Origin of the sequence: Kitasatospora sp. NPDC092039 (genome assembly GCF_044756065.1) — a bacterium.
Taxonomy (GTDB): domain Bacteria; phylum Actinomycetota; class Actinomycetes; order Streptomycetales; family Streptomycetaceae; genus Kitasatospora.
The window spans coordinates 125,535-148,656 of sequence record NZ_JBIVSD010000012.1 but is presented as its reverse complement, the minus strand read 5'-3'; the positions used below and the strand labels follow the sequence as shown (position 1 = coordinate 148,656).

The following is a 23,122-nucleotide window of genomic DNA, read 5'->3' as shown; positions in this document are numbered from 1 at the left end:
CTTTTGTGTTTCTGCTCACGCTCCGGCCGCCGGGCCTCCGACCCCGAGGTCGAGCCGGGCCTGCGCGTGATAGGCGTTGAGCAGCTCGACCAGGACAGGCCCGTTCGACACCTCGGAGTGCTCACGGGCCGCGATCTCGGACTCCCACAACGCGGCGTTCACCGCCTTCGCCGCCTCCACCGCAGCCGGACTCGCGAGCAGGACGAGCGTCTCGAAGAGCGCCGACCGCTGGATCTCCAACTGCTCCATCGCCGCCAGGAACTCCGCCCGCTCCGTCGACCCCACCTCGACATCCACCGCCCGCTTGGCCACGGCCGCGATCTCCTTCACGCAGGTCGCGTACTGCACATAGGTGTCGAGCTTCCGCTCGTCCCACCGCGAGGCCATCAGCCGCCGATGCTTGACCCGCTCCGCCCACCCGGTGGCCACGAACGAGGTGAGCGCGCCCAGCAGGACACCCACCAGCGTGACGATCTGAGTAATCACCACCCAGAACCTACCGACACCGCGCGCCCCACAGAAGAGCAAGGCCCCCGCAGCGAACCCACTGCGGGGGCCTGATGTACCGCGGGACTCAGAGCGTCATCACGGAGTTGTCGGGCGCGAACGATCGGACTTCCATGGTGGCTGGCCGCCCGGGCGGTGCATCAAGAATTCCTGTTACCACCACAGGGCGGCGCTCTCCATGGCATTGCGCAGCGTCACGATAGGCCTTGGGCCCCAAGTCGAAGGAGACCTGTCGCTTGCGTCCATCAATTACCGTATCAAGGCTGACTTTTCCACCTTCTTCGTTCTGCCTGCGGCCCATCTTTCGGATTACCCCATAGAGAACTGTTTCAATATTGGAGTGACCCTCCTCAAGCTCTCCTCGAACATTCTCCAGCACTACCACGTTTTCGCGTGCGAATGTCACGTTGCGCCTTAGTTCGGTCGGCACTGGAGCTCCAGGAGCCCAGTTGAACGTAACATCCAGAATTTCTACCTTCGCCTTGCCTACAACTTCAAGGACCGCAGCGCACAATTCAACGGAAACACCATCGCCTACCGAGTCCCTAACTTCATCGCGCGTGGGTGTGCGATCACGATTCATAGTGAGCTCGGCTAGCGTTTCAAGAGATCGCGAGAGCGTAGCCAAGACTCGTCGATCAAAGTAAGATTCCTCGGCTTGGATGTCGAGCTGGAGGTCGACATCTACCGGACGCGGAGCAGCGCTGAATCTAGCATTACTGATGACTGGAACGACGTACGACCCAGGGCGGGTCTGACCGAGCCGGAGTCGACGGGCGTGCTCGTACGCCTTCTTAGGCATCGACTTTCCGTAATGGCCCTGTCGATGCAAGGTCGCGGCCGCAGCGGAGACCATTAGGCGATTTGCTGCACTAAAAAGGCCAAGTCCGGCCTCAATTGAAATCGTTCCCTGGTCAATATCATCGTCTTCGGCGCGCAAGTCTGTCACATCCAGGAACTGACGCGAGATTTCTAGTTGGATCTCGCTAACAGGTCGATGCTCAAGAAGGGATAGCTCGCGCGTCAGAATGTCCAGCGTTCGGCCATAGTCAGGTGCGTCAATGGCCAGCGGAACAAGAATGCTGCCAGCCTCTCCCCGAGTGGGAGCCCAGAGTTCAGCTAGGGCCCCGCTGCGGAGCTTTGTCCAGCCCGCTCCACGAAGGTAGCTTGCGAGATCTTCCGGTTTGACGTCGGAGGTGATCATGCGATGGCCTCCTGGGCGCTAGGACCGAAGAGCCGTTCGTCTGCATAGGCGAACATGGCATCCAGTCCGGCCGCGTTAAGTCTTTGGGCTGGCGGCAGGTAGATGCGCTTGTTGGACGTGTTCGTTGTGGCCGGCATATCTTGTATTTGCTTGTAGAAGCCGGTGCATCTGACAAGCAGAGATTTGGGCTCCAGGTCATGCACCAGCCATGTATTTACATCACGCGGGACTATGAACAGGGCGAGGAATCCGGCGGCATGCCTGCGCTCGCCGCGGAGCTTGTCATAGGTGGCTACGTCCAGGTCAAATGCATAGTCGCCGTCGGCAGTGATAGTGGGGCTGTGCGTGCACTTGAGCTGAACCTCAACCAGCTGGTGGTTCCGCTTCAGGGTGACGTCGACGCCGTCTTTGTCTACATTCCACGTTGCAACCGTGGCACGGGCCTGCGTTGCGACCGCAGTGACATAGGCAAGACTGAGCTGCTCTTGCTGCCACGTGTCAGGGTCTACCACGCAGCCTCCTTCACATCGGCGCACCACGGCTGGCAGTAGCGTAGCGGCCTCTGCGGCAAAATTGGCAGACACTGACCTGAGGTGGGTGGGCTGGCAGCGGAGGCGCGGGCAGGGGGCGTGTCTGGCGTGTGGCCGAGTGAGCACGGGCCCTCCTGACCTGTGGCTGAGTCGCTGGGCACTCCGTAGCGTTGCACGGGGGTATGACACTTTCCCGCCTTGCCGTCAACAGTCCTAGCCGGTGAGGGAGGGTGGATTGATTTATCTTGTCCCGGTTTCTCCTAGGTGAGCGCCTCGGCGATGAGTTGTATGGAATCCACGATCACCACGGCGCCAGCGGCGGCAAGCCTCGCTTCCTTGCCCGGCTTGTTGGCGTAGCCAATCGTCGAGACTCCGGCAGCCTTCCCAGCCTCAACATCACGAGCCGCGTCGCCGATGAAGACGCACTGCTCCGGTGCGGCGCCTACGGCCGCCATGGCTTCGAACAGGAGGCGCGGGTTCGGCTTCATGGAGGAGGGGTCGCCCGGCGCCCGCCCGAAGACACCGGCCACGTATTCGCTGAGGCCGTGCTCGGTGAGGTAGGTCTCGATCGCGTCGCCCGCGTTGTTGCTGACTACAGAGACCAGCCGACCGGAGTGAGCAGCAGCGCGCAGAACCGATTCTCCGCCGGGGGTCGGGCGGGCAGCCCGGACGGCTTCGGTCTCCAGCACGGCCAGCGCGGCGTCCATAGTCGCCGTGAGGTCGGGTCGGGCGTCAGCGACCAGCCGGAGCAGGGCAAGCGGGTCGTTCTCCTCCTCCACTCCCAGAGCCTGCACGCCGGTGGCGAGCAGGCCCTCACGGAGTCGCCGTGCAACCTCCGGGGCGGGGAGGCCGGCGAAGACCGAGCACACCGGGCCGTCGAAATCGAGCAGCACGTGCTTCACCGGCCGCAGCACGTCGGCGAGTTGCTGAGGGGTGGCGATCATGGCTGGCGCTCGTAGGCGATCGTGCTCCACACGCTGTCGAACCACATCTGGGCCTGCTGGACGTACTGCGATCCAAGCGAGGCGTCATCCGGGCCGGCGGCGTGGTGGAACAGGGTGGTGTCCTTGCCGGTCACGTCGTAGAAGGTGTGGGCGGTGTCGTCGATCGACACGGTGCGCTCGCGGAGCGGGTAGAAGCCGAAGAACGCCTCCGACCGGTTCAGGATGTACAGCTTGAACAGGCTGGACGCCCGGTGGACCTTGACCTGGACGCTCGCCTTCTGGACGAGGCCCAGCTCGGCCAGCATCTCCACCGAGTGCGAGATGCCGCCGGCGTTCGTCAGGGCGATGTTGCGGGCGCGCTGCCGGAGGACGGCCTCGTCCTGGAGCCCGTCGACCAGGACCGGCACCGCCATCGGCGCCGTGGTGTCCGGCAGCAGCAGGCGGACCGTGATGGACTCCGGTGCCAGTCGGCCGGAGCGGACCTTGTCGAGCGGCTCCTGCAGCGCGTTGTGCAGCGTCTCGCTGGAGAACCCGGCGAAGTCGAGGGTCACCTGCTGCTGCTCGAAGGCGGCCTCCAGGTGCGGCCGCAGCCCGACCGGCCGAGACGTCCGCTCCCTCACGAACGAGCCGCTCCCCTGCCGGGTCACGATCAGCCCCTCGGTGCGGAGCAGGTCGAGCGCCTTGTCCACCGTGCCGCGCGCCACGCCGAAGTGCTTCGCCAGCTCGGGGCCGGAGGGCAGCTTGTCGCCGGTCTCGAAGCCCGGCTTCTTCGTGAGGATCGAGGCCCGCAGAGAGCTGCTGACCTGCTGATACGGGGGGCGAGAGTCATCCGGGTCTAGGGCCATAGGCCAATGCTAGGGGAGGCGCCCAACAGGCGCGAGAAACCCAACTCTCTTGACCTGCTTAAGCAGGTTGTCTATGTTGTGGGTGTCGCACCAAGTGAGACAGGGGCGACACAGAGGGGCCTTCTTTGGGTTGCTCTGAGCTGCACAAATGCACCCGCGAATGGTCGGCGAGCGCCGTACCCAGGGTGAAGGGGCCCGGGATAGATCGGGCCGAGGCAACCGGCGCCTTGGCAGTCCGGATGGCTGGAGACCGAAAGGTCAACGCCGTCCATGCCTGGGAGCACATCCCGAAAGGACGGCACATCGGGCCCTGCTCTGCCGGGGCCCGATCTGTGAACGAGTGACTTTGGTCCGGCCCTTCCGCTTCGCGGTTGGGCCGCGGCCATGGCTGCTCGTGCACCGCGAGTAGCTGGGCCCGCATGAGTCGGGCCGCCGCGCTCCGGCCAAGGAACGCGCGGCGGCCCTCGGGCCCGCCCCCTACGAGAGAAGAGGTAGACCCGTGAGGTCGATTGTTGCAGGCCAAACGGCCTTGAACGAGGAGGAGTTCGCCGAGCTGGCGCTCGGTCTCGTCGTGGACTCGGAGTTCACCCGGCTGTTCACCGGGGTGCCCGGCGAGAGCGTGATCGAGCGCGAGGCCCGGATGGACGCCGCGGACGACGTCCTGGCGAACCTGCGTCGGGAGGACCCGGTGCTGGCCGCCTACGCCGAGCGTCTGCTGAGCGTGGCGCCGGTGCCGTTGCGGCGCCCGGCCGTCATCCGCCGTACCGCGAGCGTCGAGCGGGTGGCGGCGTGAGCAACATCCTGAACCGCGCCAGTTGGTGCTTCGACGTCCGGAATGGGATGACCATGCGCAACCCCCGGCCGGAGCTGCCGTCGGGGGTGGGCGTCACCGAGGCTCTGGACCTGCCGGTGGACGAGTTGCGGCGTGCCTTCGCCGCGCACGAGGCCGGCCACGTCCTGGTCCTGCTGCACTTCGGGATCCCGTTCGAGGCCGTCTTCATCCGTGACGACCTCGGCCTGGTCCCGGACCGGGCCGGCAGCGGCGGGGCGGTCGTCCTCGGTCCCTGTTCGGCCCCGCTCCGCACCGGCCTGACGATGCTGGCCGCCGGCGAGCGGGCCCAGGACCGGTGGCTGCGGGAGAGCGGCCGGTGGACCACCCGGCGCGGATGGCTGACCGAACTCGGCGCCGTCAACGACCGCCGCGAGATCTACCGGGTCGTGGACGAGGGCTCCGGCCGGGACGTCACCTTCGGGGCGTCCGACGACCCGTGCCGGGACCTGGCCGCGCTGCACGACCACACCGACGCCCTGCTCGACACGCTGTGGGACCGGGTGACGGCCCTCGCCGAAGCCCTGGACCAGTGCGGGCGGCTGACCTGCGGGCAGGCCGCCGAGGCGGTCGGCTTCTCCCCGAAGGCGGGGTGGCAGCGGTGAGCGGGCTGAACGACTTCCGTGCCGAGCGGCGCGAGGACCGCCGGGCCGTCCGGGCTGATGACCGGGCGGACCGGCGCGAGGAGCGCGAGCAGAAGCGGCTGGACGCCGAGGCGGCCCGCCAGCGGCACCAGGCCGACCAGCGCGACGCCGAACAGGCGAAGGAGCGCCGCCGTGCGGCAAGGGCTGCGCGGTTCGGCCGGGTCACCGGCTGGATCACGGCGAACCCGGCGCGGGCGTTCGTCCGGCTGGTGCAGGCGTGCTCGATCGTGCCGGCCGTGGTCTCGCAGGTCGCCGCGCTCGACCACGCCGACGTCGCGCTGCTGCTGGCGGTGCTGCTGGCCGCGATGCTGGAGGGCGGTGCGTGGGCGCTGGTCGCCATGGGCGCCCAGGCCGAGGGCGAGCGCTCCACCCACACCTACCGCCTCGGCGCGTGGGCGGCCGGCCTGGTCGCCGGGGGCATCAACTTCGCCCACGGCTGGACGCAGTACCCGCACCACCACTGGGTCGCCTTCGTGCTGGCCCTGTCCAGCATCGGCGCCGTCTGGCTGACCGACCTCCAGACCCATGGCGGCCGCGGCCCGACCACCGCCGAGAAGAAGACGGCGAAGGAGCGCGCCGAGCACGCCCGCCGCCGGGCCGAGCACCACCCCGAGGTACGGGAGGTCGCCGACCGCCTGCTGTCCGCCGCCCCGTTCGGCGCGCTGCCCGCCGACGAGGCGTGGCGGATCGCCTGGGAGTACGTCCACGGCGTCACCGTCCCCGGGCTGACGGCCGATCTGCTGGCCCGCAGGCTCAACGCCCGCGCCCGGGTCGCGGAGCTGAGCGCGCTCCCGGCACCGGCCGACCTGTGGCCGGGAATGCCCGACGACCCGTTCCCCGCCCTCACCCTCCCGCTGCCCTCCGGACCGTCCGACGGCGTCTATCTCGACACCGTTCCCGACGGCCCGCGGAACGCTTCCCCGATCACCACGGAAGCCCTCGAAGCCCTTTACCGAACGGGGTCGTACGCACCCGCACCTGCCCCCGGGACGCCCGGAGGCGAGCCCTCGGACAGCCCTGCCGGGAACGCTGCCGCGACCGCCGGGGAACGCGCCCTCGACCCGGCCGACATCGCCCGGGTCCGCGTCCTGGCCGACGACCTCGCCGCCCGCGGCGAGGAGCTCAGCACCAAGAAGGTCCGCGACGCGCTCGGCTGCCGCAACGACTACGCCGTACGCCTGCGCCGCCACGTCGACGCCGAGCGCCACAACCCGCCGGCCACCGCCTGACCTCGGAGGAGACCGACATGGAGAGCTGCGACTACTGCGACGAGGCCAAGCCGGACGTCACGGTCCGCGTGGACCCGTTCGACCTGGAGATCAACGACCGGGAGTGGGTCCGCCCGCTCTGCGACGACTGCTACCAGCTCCGCTGCGACGAGATCTGATCCTCTCCCCCGCTCCACCCCACCACGCCGCACACGGAGGGTACTGTCATGGCCCTGACCACCATCGACGTCGTCTCGTTCGGCTACCTCCACGCCGACCCGCCCGACGCGACCCTGACCCTCGACCTGCGCCGCCACTTCCGCGACCCGCACGTCGACCCGGCCCTGCGCCAGCAGACCGCCCAGGACCTGCCCGTCCGCCAGGCCGTCCTGGCCACCCCGGGCGTTCACGAGCTGATCGTGAGCACCGCGCTGCTGGTCGACGCCTTCGACGCCGGCCCGGCCGAGGCCCCGCTGACCATCGCGGTCGGCTGCGCGGGCGGTCGGCACCGCGCCGCCACCGTCGCCATGGCCCTCGCCCGGCGCCTCGCCAAGACCGGCACCACCGTCCGCCTCACCCACCGCGACCTCGACAAGCCCGTCGTCGACCGCTGAAGGAGCGCGCGACCCCGATGCAGATCTTCCGCCGCAGCCAGCTCCAGAGCGGCCAGCAGCGCCGGGCCGCCGACGTCCGCCGCGCCGACAGCGAGGGCCAGCGCCAGATCGACGCCCACCGCACCAGCCAGAGCACCACCGCCTGGCACCGCACCCCGGCCACCCGCTCCTGGTGGCGCTCCTCCTGACCTGCCGTCCGGGCCCGGCTTCGGCCGGGCCCCACCTGCCTGAGGAGAGACCCGTGATCGTGATCTACCTGCTCTGGCTGGCCGACGCGGCGCTGGCCGTGTGGGGCGTCAGCGTCCTGGCCCGCAAGGGGTGGCGCCGGTGACCATCCCCCCGCCCCCGAACGAGCCGCCCACCATCGGCATGTCCGAGCCCGTGGTCGAGTGGTGGCGCAAGGGCGGGCCCTGGAACCCGCCGCGCGTCGCCACCGGCTCCGCGCCGCGGCAGTTCACCGCCGAGCCCGTCTACGTCGACCTCCGCACGACCGACTCCGCCGGCGCCGTCGAGGGCCAGGCCGTCGGGGACGACGACCTGGAGCAGGCCGACCCCGCCGAGGCCGCCGCCGACGAGCAGGTCCGCCGTGGCGAGGACCACGCGGAAGAGCCGCGGACCGCCTTCCGGAACCTCCGCGACATGATCAGCATGACCCCCGAAGAGCACGCCGAGCAGGCCCGCCTCCGGCGCGAGGCCGCCCTCCGGGAGGTCGAGGCGGAGGAGACCCCCGAGGAGCGCGAAGACCGGCTCCGCACCGAGCAGGCCCACCTCCACGCCCAGCAGGTCACCAGCGAGCGCCGGGCCTCCAGGCTGTGGCGTCAGCCCCACTCCGAGCGCGCCCGCCGCTTCCGCCGCTGGTGCATCCTCACCGCCGCCTCCGGCATCGCGGGCTACCAGATGGGCCTCGTCCACCTGGCCGCCCACGTGCCCCTGACCGTCGCCACCATCGGCGCCGGCCTCGGCTGGCTCCTCGACCTGCGGATGCGCGGGTGGGGCCACGTCCGGGTCTCCGAGGTCCGCGGCCCCGTCGGCATCGCCGTCCTGATCCTCGTCCGGGTGCCGTTCGCCTCCGCCCTCGTCGGCACCCTCGGCCTCGCTCCCCTGATCACCCTCTTCTCCACCATCCACCACTGACCGTCAGGAGATCGACCATGGACACCTCCGAGTTCGGCGCCTTCGGCTCCGGCGGCATCTGCCTCGTCATCGCCGTGTGGATCATCCTCGGCAGCCGCAAGGCCGAGAAGCAGGGCAAGCTCGCCAAGAAGCACAAGGACGAGCACACCGCCTACTGGATGATGGTCTTCGGCATGTTCGCCGCCGGGGCCGGACAGGCCTTCAGCGCCCCCGGCAAGGTCGGCGACGCGCTCACCCACACCTTCGCCAGCCAGAACGCGGCGTTCGGCAACGTCGGCGCCGGTGCCGTCGCCGCCCTGCTGACCATCGTCCTGTTCGGCACCAAGCCCGTCCCGATGAAGGACTCGGTGCTCGGCGCCACCCTGCCCAGCATCTACACCGCCGCCGGCGGCATCTGGGCCCTGCCCATCACCATCGCCACCTCCACCCTCAAGGGCCTGGTGGGCGCCTGATGAAGCCGCACCACTACCTGGAGGGCGCCTCCCTCACCGCGCTCGGCCGCGGCAACCGCCTGATCATCCGGGCCATCCGGCCCCACACCGCGAAGCTGAAGGTCACCCGGCAGCAGATCGGGGGAGCGCTCGCCCTGGCGGCCTTCCTCTCCCCCGTCCTCGCCCGGCCCGTCGCCCGGTACGCGCCGACCACCATCACCGTCCTCCTCGTCCTGTGGGTCGTCGCGGCGGTCGCGGTCGGCAATACCAAGGCCGCCGCCGAACTCGCCCAGGCCGACGAAGCGGCCCACGACAAGGCGGCCGGGAAGAAGCCCGCCGAGAACGCCGCCGCCCGTAAGGACGGGGATTCGGCGGAGACCGCCTCCCCCTCCGAGCAGGACGATGCCGGCGTCCAGGCCGACGAGCCCCAGGACACCCCCGCCGACGCCGACCTCTACGCCCTCGTCCGGTACGTCGCCGAGATGTCCGACCAGGGCACCGCCGCCCACCTCTCGCACGTCCTGGAGGAGGGCCAGGCGCGGGGCTTCTTCGAGGGCTGGGCGGTCGCCGACCTGAGGGCCCACCTGGAGAGCCTGGGGGTGGCCCTGATCGAGGGCAAGAAGCTCACCTTCAACGGCCGCCCGCGCAACCGCCTCGCGGTGGCCCTCGACGCCCTCCCCGAGACCGCCCCCGGCGCCGTCCCGGCGGTCCTCCGGAAGGCCGCCTGACCCCGCTCCCCCACCCCCTCCCGGCACCCCCTCCCGGGAGGCGGTAGGGCGGTAGGAACCGCAGGTCAGCGCCCGCCTACCTACCGCCCTACCGGCCCCCTACCTACCGCCCTACCCCGCTCCGACCGCCACCGGCAGAAGGGGAAGACGAGGTCTGACCGGCCTGTGTCGACCGCCGTTCCGCCTGCCCCTCGCCTCCCGGCGGGGTGCGGGCGGTGCGGGGGACGGACAGCCCGATCCCACCGATCGCCTCGGAGGGGCCACTTGCCCGAAATCACCTTCAAGCGCCTCGGACCCACGACGTACGAGGTCACGCACGACGGCGCCAGCTACCTGCTCCTCAAGCACCCCGGCGGCGCCGACGACAAGGGCCGGATCGGCCGCATGGCCTGGTACCTGCACCCCTGGCCGCCGGCCCCGGGCGTCCTGGAGCCCGCCATCGCCCACCTCGGCACCCACCTCGACCACGCCCAGCGCCTCGCCCTGCCCGTCCTGGAGGGCTGGACCTGGTACTCCGGCACCCCGTCCACGCCCGACGGCGAGATCTGGCGCCACGCCGACGGCACCACCCGGCCGCTGACCGACCTCCTGGCCGGCGTTCACCGCACCGGTCACGCCGAGGACTGACGGTCTCGGGGCACCGCCCGGTGCCCAACCCCCACCCACCCAGCACGGAGCCCCGCACCAACCGGTCAGTTCTTGGCAGATCGCCGGTTGGTGCGGGGCCGTGCGTCCCCTTCACAGAGACGGGACCAGCATGCCCCAGTTCGACCGCTCCACGCTCGTCATCGTCGACGACACCGCCGACCGGGAGAGCGCCAGCGACGGCCACTCCCGCTACGGCGCCTACATCGCCCACCACGCCGACCAGTTCCACGAGGGCGGCGAGCCGCTCCGCCCGACCGAGTTCGCCGTCGCCGCGTGGCGCACCGCCACCAGCCCGGTCATGGCGCCGGGGTACGCGGTCGTGCGCCCGGACCTCGACCGGGTCGAGGTGTACGTCGGCCACGAGGGCGGCGCCCAGTTCTGTGCGAAGGTCGGCCTGCGGCACAGCGCGCTCGCGCACCGCCTCGCCGGCCGCCGGTTGGACTGGGAGTGCGCCCCGTGGTCCCGCCCCGGTGAGGTGTGGCCCGTGCTGGTCGGCCCGGAGCGCACCGACCGCCCCGCCGTCCTGGTGACCGCCACCGTGCTCCTCCCGGTCCCGGAGAGCATCCTCGTCACCCCCACGGCGGTCCGGCCCGGCCGCGCGCTCACCGGCGAGGCCAAGGCGGTGGTCGCGGCGCTCGCCGAGCACGCCAACCGGAACCTGGCCCCGCTCGTCGCCGGCCTGCTCGGCGGTGTCCGGTGAGCGGCCCGGCCATCAGCTCGTTGACCAGCGAGTACGCGCCGAACGTGATCCCGTTCCGGCCCGAGCCCGCCGAGGTGAAGGCCGCCGAGCAGGCCGTCATCGGCGCTGCCCTGCTCGACCCCGCCCAGATCCCCGCGCTCGCCGCCCAGTTGGGCGACCCGAGCGCGTTCTACCACCTCGCGCACGAGACGATCTGGCGGGCCATCGTCCGCATGGCCGGCGGCGAGCGGCCGGTCGACCCGATGCTGCTGGCCGAAGTCCTGCGCGGCCAGGGTGACCTGGTCCGCGTCGGCGGGGCCGGCTACCTGCACGCCTGCATCCAGGCGACCCCGACCGCCGCGAACGGCGAGTACTACGCCGAGATCGTGCGTGTGGCCGCCGAGCGGCGGCGTATCAACACCGCCACCAGCCGCCTGGCCCACATGGCCGGCGACGACCAGGCCGACCTCGACGACGTCCGCACCGCCGCGCTCGCCGCCCTGGCGGACCTCGCCTCCGGCGAGACCTGGCTCGACCCCGTCCCGCTCGGCTCCCACGGCGCCCTGCCCACCTTCCCCGTCCGCGCCCTGCCCGGATGGGTGGGTGCGTACGTGGAGGCGGTGGCGGAGTTCACCCAGACCCCGCCCGACATGGCCGCCACCATGTCCCTGGCCGCCCTCTCGACGGCCGCCGGCGGACGGGTTGGCGTGGAGATCCGGCCCGGCTGGCGCGAGCAGTCGAACCTCTACCTGGTGTGCGCGATGCCGCCGGCCAGCCGCAAGTCCGACGTGTTCGCGTTCATGACCGGCCCGGTCTACCGGGTCGAGGACGAGCTGCGGGCCGAGGCCCGGCCCCGGATCATCGAGGCCGAGACCGCCAAGGAGACCGCGCTGGCCGAGGTCGAGGCGCTGATGGCCAAGGCCCGCAAGAACCCCGACCTCGACCGCGCCCACCTGGTCGCCGAGATCTCCGGCGCCCGGATGCTCGCCGACGAGATCGTCGTGCCGCCGAGCCCGCGGCTGACCCTGTCCGGGGACATCACCCCCGAGACCGTCACCCACCAGCTCGGCGTCCACCGCTGCCTGGCCGCGCTCTCCCCCGAGGGCGACCTCTTCGACAGCATCGTCGGCCGCTACAGCAGCAAGCCCAACCTCGGCGTCTTCCTCCAGGCCCACAAGGGCGAACGGCTCCAGGCCGACCGGATCACCCGCGAGCAGCCCACCGTCGACAAGCCCGCGCTCACCATCGGCGTCACCCCGCAACCCGCCGTCCTCCAGGAGCTCGGCGCCGCCCCCGGCGCCCGTGACCGCGGCCTGCTCGCCCGCTTCCTGTACTCCCTCCCGCCCTCCAACCTCGGCTACCGCAAGATCCGCACCACCCCCGTCCCGGAGCCGGTCGCCACCACCTACGACATCCGCCTGTCCGCGCTCCTGCGCACCCTCACCGCCTTGGACGAGCCGGTCATCGTCACGATGACCGAGGCCGCCGACCTCGCCGTCGAGAAGCTCCAGGAGAAGTTCGAGGTCCAGCTCCGCCCGGACGAGCCGCTCGCCCACATCAAGGACTGGGCCGGCAAGCTCGTCGGCCACATCGCCCGCATCGCGGTCCTCCTCCACCTCGCCGACCACGTCGGCGGCGACTGGCGCGCGCCCGTCGAGGCCGCCACCGTCGACCGCGCCGCCGAGATCGCCGAGTACTACACCGCCCACACCCTCGCCGTCTTCGACCTCATCGCGGCCGACCCCGCCACCGAGGACGCCCACGCCCTCCTCCAGTGGCTCCAGCGCCCGAAGAAGGACGGCACCCACCGCACCCACATCAAGGCCCACGACGCCGTCGCGTCGTCCCGGCGGTTCAAGAAGGTCACCGACGTCGAGCCCGCGCTCGCCCTCCTCGAACAGCACGGCTGGCTCCGCACCGACCAGGTGCCCACCAACGGCCAGCGCGGTCGCGCCCCGGCCGTCACCTACCGTGTCCACCCGGCCGTCGGCCGCCTCACGGACGGGACCGAGGCCCCGTAACCGTCAGGGATGTCAGGGAAAATCCCTGACCAGCCAAAACGCGCCCTGACCACCTGTCAGGGAACGTCAGGGATGTCAGGGGAAAACCGAATTTCCCTGACATCCCTGACAAGCCCTGACGCCACGCCAGGAGCCAAACCCGCAGGTCAGCGATTTTCCCTGACATCCCTGACACTTTCCGGCCCCGACCCCCGTCCATACGCAGGGGCCGTCACGCACCGCAACCACCTTCCGCACCCACAGCAGGAGACTTCGCCGTGCCCAAGCGCGAACTGCTCAAGCTCCCCGTCGTGCTCGCCGAACTCGGCATGTCGCGTGCCGCCTTCTACCGGATGCGCGCCCGGGGCCAGGCGCCGCGCCTCATCAAGCTCCCGAACGGCCAGGTCCGGGTCGACCGGGCCGACCTGGACGCGTGGCTCGCCGCCTGCGAGGTGGCCGCCTGATGGCCACCTCCTACAAGGTCAAGTTCTGGGACCACCGGCACCGCCCGGACCGGCGGGCCCCCTGGATGGTCCGCTGGACCGTCGCGGGGCGGGAGTTCTCCGAGTCCTTCCTGACCAAGACCGCGGCCGACGGCCGGAAGTCCGAGCTGATCTCCGCCCTCCGCGACGGACAGCCCTTCGACGTCGACCGTGGCCTGCCGCTCTCCGAGCTCCGCAAGGAGAAGCAGATCACCTGGTACGAGCTCGGCCGGCGGTACGTCGGGGCCCGCTGGGAGGGGGCACCAGCCAAGACCCGTACGACCTGGGCCGACGCCCTCGCCACGGTCACGTTCGAGCTGGTGAAGTCGAAGGCCGGCATGCCGGACAAGCGGATCGTCCGCCGGGCGCTCTACAGCTGGGCGTTCAACGTGAACGCGTGGGAGGAGGAGCCGCCGGCGGACTGGGCCAAGGCCCTGGCCTGGGTGCAGAGGCAGTCGGTGCCGGTCTCCGCCTTCGAGGAGCCGCCGATGGTGCGCCGCCTGCTCAACGCCCTCGCGGTGAAGCTCGACGGCAAGAAGGCCGCGCCGTCGGTCATCCTGCGCAAGCGCCGCATCCTCGGCCACCTCTTCGGCTACGCCGTGGAGGAGGGCTACCTGGCGGCCAACCCCCTCCCGACCGTCCAGTGGCAGCCGCCGGAGTCCGAGGAGGAGGTCGACCCGGGCGTGGTGGTCAACGAGGACCAGGCCGCCGCGCTCATCGAGGCGGCGGGACGCCAGGGGAAGCGCGGGGCCCATCTCCGGGCCTTCTTCGCCTGCCTCTACTACGGCTGGCTGCGGCCGGCCGAGGCCGTCTTCCTCACGCTCGCGCGCTGCCACCTCCCGGCCGAGGGGTGGGGCTACGTGGTCCTGGACGAGACCCGGCCGCGGGTCGGGTCGTCCTGGACGGACGACGGGACCTCGCACGACAAGCGCGGGCTGAAGCACCGGGCCGAGAAGGCGACCCGTCGCGTTCCGATCCCGCCCGAGCTGGTGGCGATCCTGCGGGAGCACGTCGCCGCCTTCGGCGCCGCGCCGGACGGGCGGCTGTTTCGGACGTCCCGGGGCGGGATGGTGCAGGAGAGCGGGTACGGGGTCGTCTGGCAGCGGGCCCGGGCCGAGGTGCTGTCGCCGGCCGACTGCGCGACGAAGCTCGGCAAGCGCCCGTACGACCTGCGGCACGCCGGGATCTCGCTCGGGCTGAACTCCGGGGTCGACCCGACGGAGGTCGCCCGGCGGGCGGGGCACAGCGTCGCCGTCATGCTCCGGGTCTACGCGAAGTGCCTGCACGGCACCGTCGAGTACGCGAACGAGCTGATCTCGAAGCGGCTCAACCGGAACCGTCCGGCGCCCCCGCCCGCCCCGGATCCTGGTCCGTAACTGGTCCGTATGCGCTGGTCAGCACCGGGATTCAGGTGGCGCAAAGTGAGACAAGCCACTCAAACGGGGCACCGTGCCACCCGTCGGCCAGCTCAACGAAGAAGGGCCCGTAGCCTGCGTTTCCGCAGGTCACGGGCCCTTCTCTATCCTGTGGCTGGTGCAGGGTTCGAACCTGCGTAGCTTGCGCGACAGATTTACAGTCTGCTCCCTTTGGCCGCTCGGGCAACCAGCCAGGATCTTCGTTTCCCGGGGCGTTCACCCCGTTCGACGTGGTAAACCATACCCGATGCCGGGGGGTGCTCCGCCACTCGATAGATCACGCGACGATCAGGAAACCTCGGGCGACCGCTACGGGCGGGGCCGGTGTGGCGCTGGATAGGCTGGGACCGCGGACGCCCGGTGGGCGGGCCGCGCCAGTGAAGCCAGAGCATCAAGGAGACCAACACCCATGGCCGACTCCAGTTTCGACATCGTCTCGAAGGTCGAGTGGCAGGAGGTCGACAACGCGATCAACCAGACCTCCCGCGAGATCGCGACGCGCTTCGACTTCAAGAACGTGGGCGCCGAGATCAGCCGCTCCGGCGAGAAGATCGAGATGAAGGCGAACGGCGAGGAGCGCGTGCGCGCCGTCCTGGACATCCTCCAGACCAAGTTCGTCAAGCGCGGCCTGTCGCTGAAGGCCCTGGACGCCAACGAGCCCCAGCTGTCCGGCAAGGAGTACAAGATCTTCGCCAACGTCAAGGAGGGCATCACCACGGAGGACGCGAAGAAGGTCGCGAAGATCATCCGTGACGAGGGCCCGAAGGGCGTCAAGGCGCAGGTCCAGGGCGACGAGCTGCGCGTCAGCTCGAAGAGCCGCGACGACCTCCAGGCCGTACAGGCCCTGCTCAAGGGCAAGGACCTGGACTTCGCGATCCAGTACGTGAACTACCGCTAGGACCGGCCCCGGCCGCGGGGACGCGGGCTGCGAGCGGCCACCGGGCGCGGCGGGGGCGCGGTGCCGAAGACGTCTTCGGCGGCACGCCCCCGTCGCGCCCGTCGCGTTCGGCCGCGGGGTGCGGGCCGCGGCGGGCTCAGCGCAGGAGCCAGTCGCGGGTCAGTTCCATCACCTCGGCGCGGCTGCGGCCCTCGTGGTCGACGGCGACGAGGTGGTGGCCGATCCGGAGCGAGAAGCTGACCAGGCTGCGGACCTCGACGTCGTCCGGGTCGGGGCAGAACGACGAGTAGAGCGAACGCAGGTACGCCATCCGGCGGTTGTCCACCCGGCGCAGGCGCTCGGCGACCGCCTCGTCGCGCCGCGCCCAGTCGCGGATCGCCAGGTCGACGGTGGTGCCGGTCACCGGCCCGTCGCCGCTGGTGGCGGCGATCGCGAAGAGCCGCCCGAGCCGGGTGCGGGCGTCGCCGCCCTCGTCCTCGACCTGGGCGATCACGCCCTCGGTGACCTCCCGCTCCCAGGTGTCGAGCATCTCGTCGAGCAGCGCGCCGCGGTTGCGGAAGTACCCGTAGAAGCCGCCCTTGGTGACGCCGAGCGCCTGCGCCAGCGGCTCCACCCGCACCGCGTCCGGGCCGCCGGCCGCGAGCGCCCGCAGGCCCTCCTCGATCCACCGGGCGCGCGGCGTCCGCGTCACGCCCATGCCGGGCCCCTCGCCGCGTCTCGTTCCACTGTGTCGCTCCTCACGCTCTCGCCCTTGCGTATACGCCACCGTACACACGGGTCTAGCCTGCTCCTATACGGCACCGTACAGACAGGGCACGCAGATGAGACTCCCCGGCACGGCCCACACCTCCCGCCCGTGGCGGATCCACGAGATCGCCCCCGACTTCCACCTGGAGGACGTCTGGGCCCTGCCGACCCCCGGCGGCCCCGACGACCTCGACCGGCTGGTCGACCAGTTCGCCGACGGTGCCGGTGCCCCGATGTCCGACTCCCCCGTCGTCCGCCTCCTCTTCGCGATCCGCTGGAAGCTCGGCGGCCTGCTCGGCTGGGACAAGCCCGACACCGGCCTCGGCGCCCGCGTCCCCACCCTCCGCGACCGCCTCCCCGCCGACCTCCGCGACGCCCCGCGCGGCCCCGACACCCGTTCGGCGCCGTTCCGCTCCGTCTACCGGCTCCACGACGAGTGGACCGCCGAGATGGCCAACCGCACCGTCCACGGCGTCCTCCACCTCGGCTGGGTCGAGACCTCCCCCGGCAGCGGCACCTACCACGCCCAGATGGCCGTCCTGGTCAAGCCCAACGGCCCCTTCGGCCGGCTCTACATGGCCGCCATCAAGCCATTCCGCCACCTCGGCGTCTACCCCGCCCTCCTCCGCTCCATCGGTCAGCGCTGGCGCGCCGACACCCCCGGCTCGCGCTGAGCGCGGGCGGGGTACGGGCAAGGGCGCGGGCGGGGTACGAGTACGAGCGCAGGCGCGGCCCAGGTGCGGACCCTGGGCGGCGGGGTCAGCCGGTCGGCTCCGCCCAGCCACCGGTGCTGCGGTGCCGGCCCAGGCCGACCGACTCGAACTCGTCCACCCGGCCCTCCTCGATGCGCGCGCCGATCCGCCGCAGTGCGCGGGAGATCGGGGTGCCCTCGGCCGGGGAGGGCTCGAACTCGCCGATGGTGAGCGGGCCGAGGGCGATCCCGCCGTCCGCCCAGACGGCAGCCCGCTGGGTGCCGCTGCCGCCGAAGTAGTCCGCCTCGACGCAGGCGATCGGGCCGGCCTTCGACCAGGCGGCCAGCCGGAGTTCGAAGCCGTCCGAGTGCCACCCGAACCCGGCCCCGCCGCCGGACCCGCGCACCCCGCCGTCTCCCTGGAGCGCGGCGAGGACGGCGGAGGTGACCGGAATCAGCGCCAGCCCCTGCGCCAGGGGCACCACCCGGGCCGCCGGAACCTCCGCCGCAGCCAGCGTCAGCAGCTCCCGAGTTCCTATCAGCGCCTGGAGTTCATAGGACATGGCGGCCATGGTGTCCCACCGCACCGACAGTCGGCCCGGAATTTATGATTCCGTGCCCGGTCGGAGACCGTAGAGCAGGGTGAAGACGGTCACGTCCAGCGCATCCTCGGCCGAACTCGGGCCTTCCTCGTTCAGTTCGTCGAATATTTCGGCCAGTTGGGAACGCAACCGGTCCAGCCGGTCGGGGCTGAGCCGCAGCGCGAAGTCCGCGAACAGCCCGGACGGCGGGCCCGAGTCCCCCGGCGTCCGACCGAAGTCCAGCCGGCCCTCGGCGATCCTGGCGCGGAAGTCGGACCGCACCCGGTCCATCGCGGCCAGGACGGCGTCGTACGCCTCGGAGCGGGTCGGGGATCCGGCGGTGAACATCCCCGGGGCCAGCCGGATCGCCCCCTGGGCGGCCCGGTAGCGGCTCTCCACGATGCCGGAGACCAGCCGGGTGCCGGCCACCAGGACCAGCCCGGCCTTCTCCAGCTGCTTGATGTGCCGGTAGAGCTTGGTCTGCGGCTCGTCCAGCGCGGCGGCGAGCTCCTTGGCCGTCAGCGGGCGGTCCTCGGAGGACTGCAGGGCGCCGAGGATGGCCAGGCGCAGCGGGTCGGCCAGTGCCTTGAGCACCGCGACGTCGGACACCTGGCGTTCCTTCACCCAGGTAACGGGCTGCTGCTCGCCGCTGTCGGCGGCTTCCGGTGCGTGCTCGACCACGGGGCCACCCTTCCAGATCGGCCGCTCCGTCCGCAATCACACCCCGGTGAGCGCTCACCATCGAGCCATCGATCACCCTTGCGCAATCAATTACGTCTGGGACATCATTCACATAAGCGTGAATGACTGCGCCGATCGCGAACGATGGAGGCAGGGCATGACGGACCAGCCGACGACGACGGCACCGACGCGACTCCGACCGGACGACGCACCGGCGGCGGCCGCACTCTCCCCGTCCGAACCGACGCCGTCCGAACCGACGCCGTCCGCACCGACGCCGTTCAACCCGATACCGTCCGAGCCCCCGCCGTCCGAGCCGCCGCCGCCCGTACCGCTGCGGCGCAACCTGCGGTTCCAGGCCCTCTGGGCCGGCCAGGCCTCCGCGACCCTCGGCATGGTGATCGGCGACACCGCCTTCCCCCTGCTGGTCCTCGCGCTCACCGGCTCCTCCACCGCCGCCGGGGCCTTCGGCGCCGTACAGATGGCCACCACCCTGCTGCTGGGCGTCCACGGCGGCCTGGTCGCCGACCGGGTGGACCGCCGCCGGGTGCTGATCGCCGCCGACGGTGCCCGGCTGCTCGCCCTCGCCAGCGTCCCGGCGGCCCTGGCGTTCGGCCCGCCGCACCTGGCCCACCTGCTGCTGGTCGCCGCCGTGATCGGCGCGACCGTCGCCTACAGCGGCCCGGTCCGGCTGCTCGCACTGCGCTCGGTGGTCCCGCCGGAGCAGCTGTCCCAGGCGCTGGCCCAGGACGAGGCCCGGATGAGCGGGGCCGCGCTGGCCGGACCGCCGCTGGCCGGGTTCCTGTTCGGGCTCGGCCGGGCAGTCCCCTTCCTCGGGGCCGCGCTCGCCTCGCTGCTCGCGCTGGCCGCCGCCCTCGCGGTGCGCTTCCCCAGCCCGCACGAGTCCGGGGCGCCCGGCCGGCGTGCCGGGGGCGGCGCCCTGGACGGCTTCCGCGTCCTCGCCGCCTCCCCACTGCTGCGGGCCGCCCTGGCCGTCCTGCTGGTGATCAACCTGACCGGGGCCGCGCTGCTGCTGCCCGTCATGGTGCTGCTGCGCGAGCACGGCACCGGCAGCGCCGGAATCGGCCTGGCCCTGGCCGGCGAGGCGGTCGGGGCGCTGGCCGGCGCCACTCTGGTCGCCCGGCTGCACCGGCTGGCCGGCCCCGGCGTGCTGCTGCTGACGATGGGCTGGATCACCGTCCTGGTCCCGCTGGCGCCGCTGCTGCCGGGCGGGACGCCGACCGTCTTCGCCGCGCTGTTCGTGTTCGGCGCGGGCGTGCCGGCCATGCGGGTGATGCTCGACCTGCTGGTCTTCCGCCAGGTACCGGACGCGCTGCGCGGCCGGGTGATCGCCGCGACCATGACGCTGCTCACCGCCGGCATGCCCGCCGGGACCTTCCTCACCGGTCTGCTGCTGGACCGCTCCTCCCCCGCCGCCGTACTGGTCGCGATCAGCGCCCTGCTCGCCGCCGCCCTGCTGGTCGCGACCGCGAGCCGCACGCTGCGCCGCGCCGCCTGGCCCGCCGACGGATCGGGCACCCCGCAGGACTGATTCCCGGGGGTGACCGGTGCCCGGGCGTGACCGGTGCCCGGGCAGGACTCTCGCCCGGGCAGGACCGTCACCGGGGCAGCCCGTCGTCCGGCCGGGGAGCAGCACCCGGGCCAGGCCGCCGGTCACCCGCACGGCCGCCCGCCGCATGCGGCGGGCCCGGCAGACGGGTGAACTGACCGCGTACCGTCCGCCCCGGGGGCCTTCCCGGAGCGGCCGCGGCCCCGTCGCACCGGAGACCCCGCACCACGCGTGCGATCCGTCCGGCCCACCGCCCCGTGCAGTCGTGTCCGGCGCCCCACGCAGGCCCGGCCCGAGCCACCGGGCGGGTCGCGGCGGCGCCGCACCGGAGGAGGAGGACCGGATGAATTCCACGGACGCGCCCCCGCCCGGCCGAACCGCACGCCCCCGCCCCGGTGCCCCCGGCATCCCCGACACCCGAGGCGGCGAACCCCGACGGCCCGGCCGGACGGCCGCCGCCCCCCGCCCATCCTGGCCGGCGCTCGCCCTGCTGCTCACGGCCGCGTCGGCCGGCCTGCGCCTCGCCCCGGCCGTCGCGGCCATCACGGCCTCCGGACGCCTCCTCTGCCCGGTCCACGCCCTCCCCCGCCCCGCCCCGGCGCCGACGGGCCCGCCGGACCGGCGCCGGCCCGACGGGGAGCGGCCGGCCCGTCGCCCGGACCGCGCCGGCGCCTCCCCGAGGGCTTCGCCAACTCGTCCGCGAAGTGATGGAGTTGCCCTGACGAAGGCTCAGCCGAGCCCGTCCGGCCCAGAGGAGGACCCGCCGTGCCCCGCCCCTTCACCGTCGAGGACCATGCCGCCCGGATGGCCCGCGCCACCGCCGAGGCGACCGCCGCCGGGCTGGCCGGCCTGGTCGTCGCCCCCGGCCCCGACCTGGTCTACCTGTGCGGCTACTCGCCCACCGCGACCACCGAGCGGTTGACCGCCCTCGTCCTCACCGCCGGGCGCGAACCCGCCCTGGTGGTCCCCAGGTTGGAGCGTCCGGACGCCGAGAAGGCGGTCGGCGCCCCGGCCGTCCGGCTGCTCGACTGGTCCGACGGCGCTGACCCGTACGCCACCGTCGGCCCACTGCTCGACCCGGCCGGACGGTACGGCGTCTCCGACAACACCTGGGCGCTGCACCTGCTCGGCTTCCAGGCCGCACTGCCCGGCGCCACCTTCACGTCGTTCACCGACAGCCTGCCGATGCTGCGCGCCGTCAAGGACACCGAGGAGCTGGACCGCCTGGCCGCGGCCGGCGGCGCGGCGGACGCCGCCTACCGGCGCATCCTGGAGGCCCGCTTCGCCGGCCGCCGGGAGTCCGACGTGGCCGCCGACCTCGGCGCGCTGCTCATCCAGTACGGGCACAGCCAGGTCGACTTCACCGTGGTCGGCTCCGGCCCGAACGGCGCCGATCCGCACCATGAGGCCGGTGACCGGGTCATCCGTACGGGTGACACCGTGGTGCTGGACTTCGGCGGTCTGAAGGACGGGTACGGCTCCGACACCACCCGTACGGTGCACGTCGGCCCGGACGTCCCGGACGAGGTGCGGAAGGTGCACGGCCTGGTCCGGCTGGCCCAGCAGACCGCCTTCGCGGCGGTCCGCCCCGGGATCGCGTGCCAGGAGATCGACCGGATCGCCCGCCGGGTGATCACCGAGGGCGGGTACGGCGAGTACTTCGTCCACCGCACCGGCCATGGCATCGGCACCACCACGCACGAACCTCCGTACCTGGTCGAGGGCGAGGAGCGGCCGCTGGTGCCGGGCATGTGCTTCTCGATCGAGCCCGGGATCTACCTGCCCGGCCGGTTCGGTGTCCGGATCGAGGACATCGTCACCGTCACCGAGGCCGGTGGCCGCCGCTTCAACAACACCCCGCACGAGTTGGGCATCGTGGCCTGACCGTCCCTGACCGACCGTCCAACCGGGTGCCGACCGAATCGGATGTTCTTACGATCCGGTCATATTTCACCCAGAGTCCTCCAAGTTTGGGTTGCTAATTTCGGTGCGCATGACCAAGACCCTCCCCCCGGCCCCGCACGACGTGCGGGCCGGGCAGCCGCGCCCGGTGCCTCCGCCCCGCCCACGCGTGACGGGCTGGTCGAGACTCCGCTGGCTGGCCTGGCCGCTCTACCTGACGTGCTTCCTCTGGTTCCTCCGGACCGAGGGCATCCCCGCGGCCAACGACGTGCTGTTCCTCTGGCTGATCGCCGCCCTGCTGACCGCCGCCGTGCACAGCGGACACGGCCCCCGCGGCTTCCTCCTGGTCCTGCGCGACTGGGTGCCGGTGATGGCCGTGGTGTGGACGTACTCGCTGCTGCGCGGCTACGGCGCGCACACCCCGTGGGCCCCGCACTGGCTGCCGCAGCTGCGCTTCGACGAGGTGCTCGGCTTCGGCGAGACCTGGACCGTCCGGCTCCAGCACGCCCTCTACGACTCCGGCTCGCCGCACTGGTACGACTACGCCGCGGTGGCCGTCTACCTCTCGCACTTCTTCGTCGTCTACCTGCTGCTCGCGGTGCTCTGGCGGCGTGCCCACCACCGGTTCCGGCAGCTGCTCGCCGCCTACCTCACGCTCACCTTCGCGGGCTTCGCCACCTACATCCTCTACCCGGCCGATCCGCCGTGGCTGGTCTCCCAGGAGGGCAACCTGCCGCACCTGTCCCGGGTGGTCTGGGAGGTGATCTCGGTGAGCGGGCTGCCGCAGGCCGACTCCCTGCTGGAGAACGGCAGTCAGTTCGCCAACGACGTCGCCGCGATGCCCTCGCTGCACTCCGCCTACCCGGCGATGCTGCTGTTCTTCTTCTGGCCCACCGCCGGGCGCCGGCTGCGGGCGGTGCTGGTCGCCTACCCGCTCGCGATGACCTTCACCCTGGTCTACGGCGCGGAGCACTTCATCATCGACGTCTTCGTCGGCTGGGCCTACGCGGCCGCGGTGGTGTTCGGCCTGCGCCGGCTGCGCAACCGCCGGGCGGCGGCCGCGGCTTCGGCTTCGGCGGCTCCGGGCGTGACGGCTTCGGCTGCGACGGCTTCGACGGCTCCGGCGGCTTCGACGGCCCCGGCGGAGAGCACGGCCAAGGGCGCGGTGAAGGACACCGCGAAGGGCACGGCAGACTTGGCCGGGTGAATC

General features: G+C 71.8%; 27 protein-coding genes and 1 tRNA gene. 19 read left to right on the top strand and 9 right to left on the bottom strand.

All coding sequences use genetic code 11. From position 1 onward, the window contains the following. Positions 1-15: 15 nt before the first annotated feature. The 5 genes from ACIQI7_RS23705 to ACIQI7_RS23685 all read right to left on the bottom strand — a co-directional run bounded on the left by ACIQI7_RS23705 (position 16) and on the right by ACIQI7_RS23685 (position 4,030). Positions 16-486 carry a hypothetical protein gene (locus ACIQI7_RS23705; protein ID WP_401113106.1) on the bottom strand — a complete coding sequence of 157 codons (471 nt, stop codon included), beginning with the start codon at positions 484-486 and terminating at the stop codon, positions 16-18. Between the two features lie 88 nt (positions 487-574). Then, complete coding sequence (locus tag ACIQI7_RS23700; protein ID WP_401113104.1) at positions 575-1,711, bottom strand: hypothetical protein; 1,137 nt, start codon at positions 1,709-1,711, stop codon at positions 575-577. Further along, positions 1,708-2,223 (bottom strand): DUF4365 domain-containing protein, encoded by a 516-nt coding sequence (locus ACIQI7_RS23695; RefSeq protein ID WP_401113102.1) that lies wholly within the window; start codon positions 2,221-2,223, stop codon positions 1,708-1,710. The genes ACIQI7_RS23700 and ACIQI7_RS23695 overlap by 4 nt, the downstream gene beginning before the upstream one ends. A 278-nt stretch (positions 2,224-2,501) precedes the next feature. Continuing rightward, on the bottom strand, positions 2,502-3,185 hold the full coding sequence (locus tag ACIQI7_RS23690; RefSeq protein ID WP_401113100.1) for an HAD family hydrolase: 684 nt from the start codon (positions 3,183-3,185) through the stop codon (positions 2,502-2,504). Beyond that, positions 3,182-4,030, bottom strand: a complete 849-nt coding sequence (locus ACIQI7_RS23685) for a GntR family transcriptional regulator (RefSeq protein ID WP_401113099.1) — start codon at positions 4,028-4,030, stop codon at positions 3,182-3,184. Before ACIQI7_RS23685 ends, ACIQI7_RS23690 begins: the two co-directional genes overlap by 4 nt. A 529-nt stretch (positions 4,031-4,559) precedes the next feature. Here ACIQI7_RS23685 and ACIQI7_RS23680 point away from each other — a divergent pair. The 14 genes from ACIQI7_RS23680 (at position 4,560) to ACIQI7_RS23615 (ending at position 14,803) form a co-directional block, all read left to right on the top strand. After that, the gene (locus tag ACIQI7_RS23680; RefSeq protein WP_401113097.1) at positions 4,560-4,823 is read left to right on the top strand and encodes a hypothetical protein; all 264 of its coding nucleotides are present in this window, start codon (positions 4,560-4,562) and stop codon (positions 4,821-4,823) included. Then, positions 4,820-5,464, top strand: coding sequence for a hypothetical protein (locus ACIQI7_RS23675; protein ID WP_401113096.1), 645 nt, complete (start codon positions 4,820-4,822; stop codon positions 5,462-5,464). The genes ACIQI7_RS23680 and ACIQI7_RS23675 overlap by 4 nt, the downstream gene beginning before the upstream one ends. After that, complete coding sequence (locus ACIQI7_RS23670; RefSeq protein WP_401113094.1) at positions 5,461-6,732, top strand: hypothetical protein; 1,272 nt, start codon at positions 5,461-5,463, stop codon at positions 6,730-6,732. Before ACIQI7_RS23675 ends, ACIQI7_RS23670 begins: the two co-directional genes overlap by 4 nt. Before the next feature lie 17 nt (positions 6,733-6,749). Then, on the top strand, positions 6,750-6,890 hold the full coding sequence (locus tag ACIQI7_RS23665) for a hypothetical protein (protein ID WP_401113093.1): 141 nt from the start codon (positions 6,750-6,752) through the stop codon (positions 6,888-6,890). Positions 6,891-6,938: 48 nt separating this feature from the next. Next, the gene (locus ACIQI7_RS23660) at positions 6,939-7,325 is read left to right on the top strand and encodes an ATPase (RefSeq protein ID WP_401113092.1); all 387 of its coding nucleotides are present in this window, start codon (positions 6,939-6,941) and stop codon (positions 7,323-7,325) included. 17 nt (positions 7,326-7,342) lie between these two features. Next, the gene (locus tag ACIQI7_RS23655; RefSeq protein WP_401113091.1) at positions 7,343-7,513 is read left to right on the top strand and encodes a hypothetical protein; all 171 of its coding nucleotides are present in this window, start codon (positions 7,343-7,345) and stop codon (positions 7,511-7,513) included. Between the two features lie 139 nt (positions 7,514-7,652). Next, complete coding sequence (locus ACIQI7_RS23650; RefSeq protein ID WP_401113090.1) at positions 7,653-8,459, top strand: hypothetical protein; 807 nt, start codon at positions 7,653-7,655, stop codon at positions 8,457-8,459. 17 nt (positions 8,460-8,476) lie between these two features. Continuing rightward, entirely contained in the window at positions 8,477-8,911 is a 435-nt protein-coding gene (locus ACIQI7_RS23645) for a hypothetical protein (protein WP_401113089.1), read from the top strand. Further along, the gene (locus tag ACIQI7_RS23640; RefSeq protein ID WP_401113088.1) at positions 8,911-9,618 is read left to right on the top strand and encodes a hypothetical protein; all 708 of its coding nucleotides are present in this window, start codon (positions 8,911-8,913) and stop codon (positions 9,616-9,618) included. The genes ACIQI7_RS23645 and ACIQI7_RS23640 overlap by 1 nt, the downstream gene beginning before the upstream one ends. A 264-nt stretch (positions 9,619-9,882) precedes the next feature. Then, complete coding sequence (locus tag ACIQI7_RS23635) at positions 9,883-10,245, top strand: hypothetical protein (protein WP_401113086.1); 363 nt, start codon at positions 9,883-9,885, stop codon at positions 10,243-10,245. Positions 10,246-10,375: 130 nt separating this feature from the next. Next, a complete protein-coding gene (locus ACIQI7_RS23630) occupies positions 10,376-10,966 on the top strand; it encodes a hypothetical protein (RefSeq protein ID WP_401113084.1) in 591 nt (196 codons plus the stop codon). A gap of 20 nt (positions 10,967-10,986) precedes the next feature. Next, complete coding sequence (locus tag ACIQI7_RS23625; RefSeq protein ID WP_401113082.1) at positions 10,987-12,966, top strand: DUF3987 domain-containing protein; 1,980 nt, start codon at positions 10,987-10,989, stop codon at positions 12,964-12,966. Positions 12,967-13,223: 257 nt separating this feature from the next. Next, positions 13,224-13,409, top strand: coding sequence for an AlpA family transcriptional regulator (locus tag ACIQI7_RS23620; RefSeq protein ID WP_280675284.1), 186 nt, complete (start codon positions 13,224-13,226; stop codon positions 13,407-13,409). Continuing rightward, positions 13,409-14,803 carry a tyrosine-type recombinase/integrase gene (locus ACIQI7_RS23615; protein WP_401113081.1) on the top strand — a complete coding sequence of 465 codons (1,395 nt, stop codon included), beginning with the start codon at positions 13,409-13,411 and terminating at the stop codon, positions 14,801-14,803. Before ACIQI7_RS23620 ends, ACIQI7_RS23615 begins: the two co-directional genes overlap by 1 nt. Positions 14,804-14,954: 151 nt before the next feature. Here the strand turns inward: ACIQI7_RS23615 and ACIQI7_RS23610 are convergent. Beyond that, positions 14,955-15,035 (bottom strand) — tRNA-Tyr (locus ACIQI7_RS23610). Between the two features lie 216 nt (positions 15,036-15,251). On the opposite strand from ACIQI7_RS23610, the gene ACIQI7_RS23605 reads away from it, so the two are divergent. After that, on the top strand, positions 15,252-15,740 hold the full coding sequence (locus tag ACIQI7_RS23605) for a YajQ family cyclic di-GMP-binding protein (protein ID WP_049652087.1): 489 nt from the start codon (positions 15,252-15,254) through the stop codon (positions 15,738-15,740). 136 nt (positions 15,741-15,876) lie between these two features. Here ACIQI7_RS23605 and ACIQI7_RS23600 read toward each other — a convergent pair whose 3' ends face one another. Beyond that, the gene (locus ACIQI7_RS23600; protein WP_387753153.1) at positions 15,877-16,437 is read right to left on the bottom strand and encodes a TetR/AcrR family transcriptional regulator; all 561 of its coding nucleotides are present in this window, start codon (positions 16,435-16,437) and stop codon (positions 15,877-15,879) included. 124 nt (positions 16,438-16,561) lie between these two features. Between ACIQI7_RS23600 and ACIQI7_RS23595 the strand changes: the two genes are divergently transcribed. Next, complete coding sequence (locus ACIQI7_RS23595) at positions 16,562-17,161, top strand: DUF2867 domain-containing protein (protein ID WP_401113078.1); 600 nt, start codon at positions 16,562-16,564, stop codon at positions 17,159-17,161. Positions 17,162-17,246: 85 nt separating this feature from the next. Here the strand turns inward: ACIQI7_RS23595 and ACIQI7_RS23590 are convergent, their stop codons facing one another. Next, a complete protein-coding gene (locus tag ACIQI7_RS23590; protein ID WP_401113076.1) occupies positions 17,247-17,741 on the bottom strand; it encodes a hypothetical protein in 495 nt (164 codons plus the stop codon). Positions 17,742-17,783: 42 nt separating this feature from the next. Continuing rightward, positions 17,784-18,440, bottom strand: coding sequence for an ArsR/SmtB family transcription factor (locus ACIQI7_RS23585; protein ID WP_401113074.1), 657 nt, complete (start codon positions 18,438-18,440; stop codon positions 17,784-17,786). Between the two features lie 157 nt (positions 18,441-18,597). On the opposite strand from ACIQI7_RS23585, the gene ACIQI7_RS23580 reads away from it, so the two are divergent. From ACIQI7_RS23580 to ACIQI7_RS23570, 3 genes are all read left to right on the top strand, one after another. Next, positions 18,598-19,992: an MFS transporter gene (locus ACIQI7_RS23580; protein WP_401113072.1), complete on the top strand. Its 1,395-nt coding sequence runs from the start codon at positions 18,598-18,600 to the stop codon at positions 19,990-19,992. 822 nt (positions 19,993-20,814) lie between these two features. Further along, complete coding sequence (locus ACIQI7_RS23575) at positions 20,815-21,894, top strand: aminopeptidase P family protein (RefSeq protein ID WP_401113252.1); 1,080 nt, start codon at positions 20,815-20,817, stop codon at positions 21,892-21,894. Between the two features lie 109 nt (positions 21,895-22,003). After that, entirely contained in the window at positions 22,004-23,119 is a 1,116-nt protein-coding gene (locus ACIQI7_RS23570) for a phosphatase PAP2 family protein (protein ID WP_401113071.1), read from the top strand. The last annotated feature ends 3 nt before the right edge of the window (positions 23,120-23,122 follow it).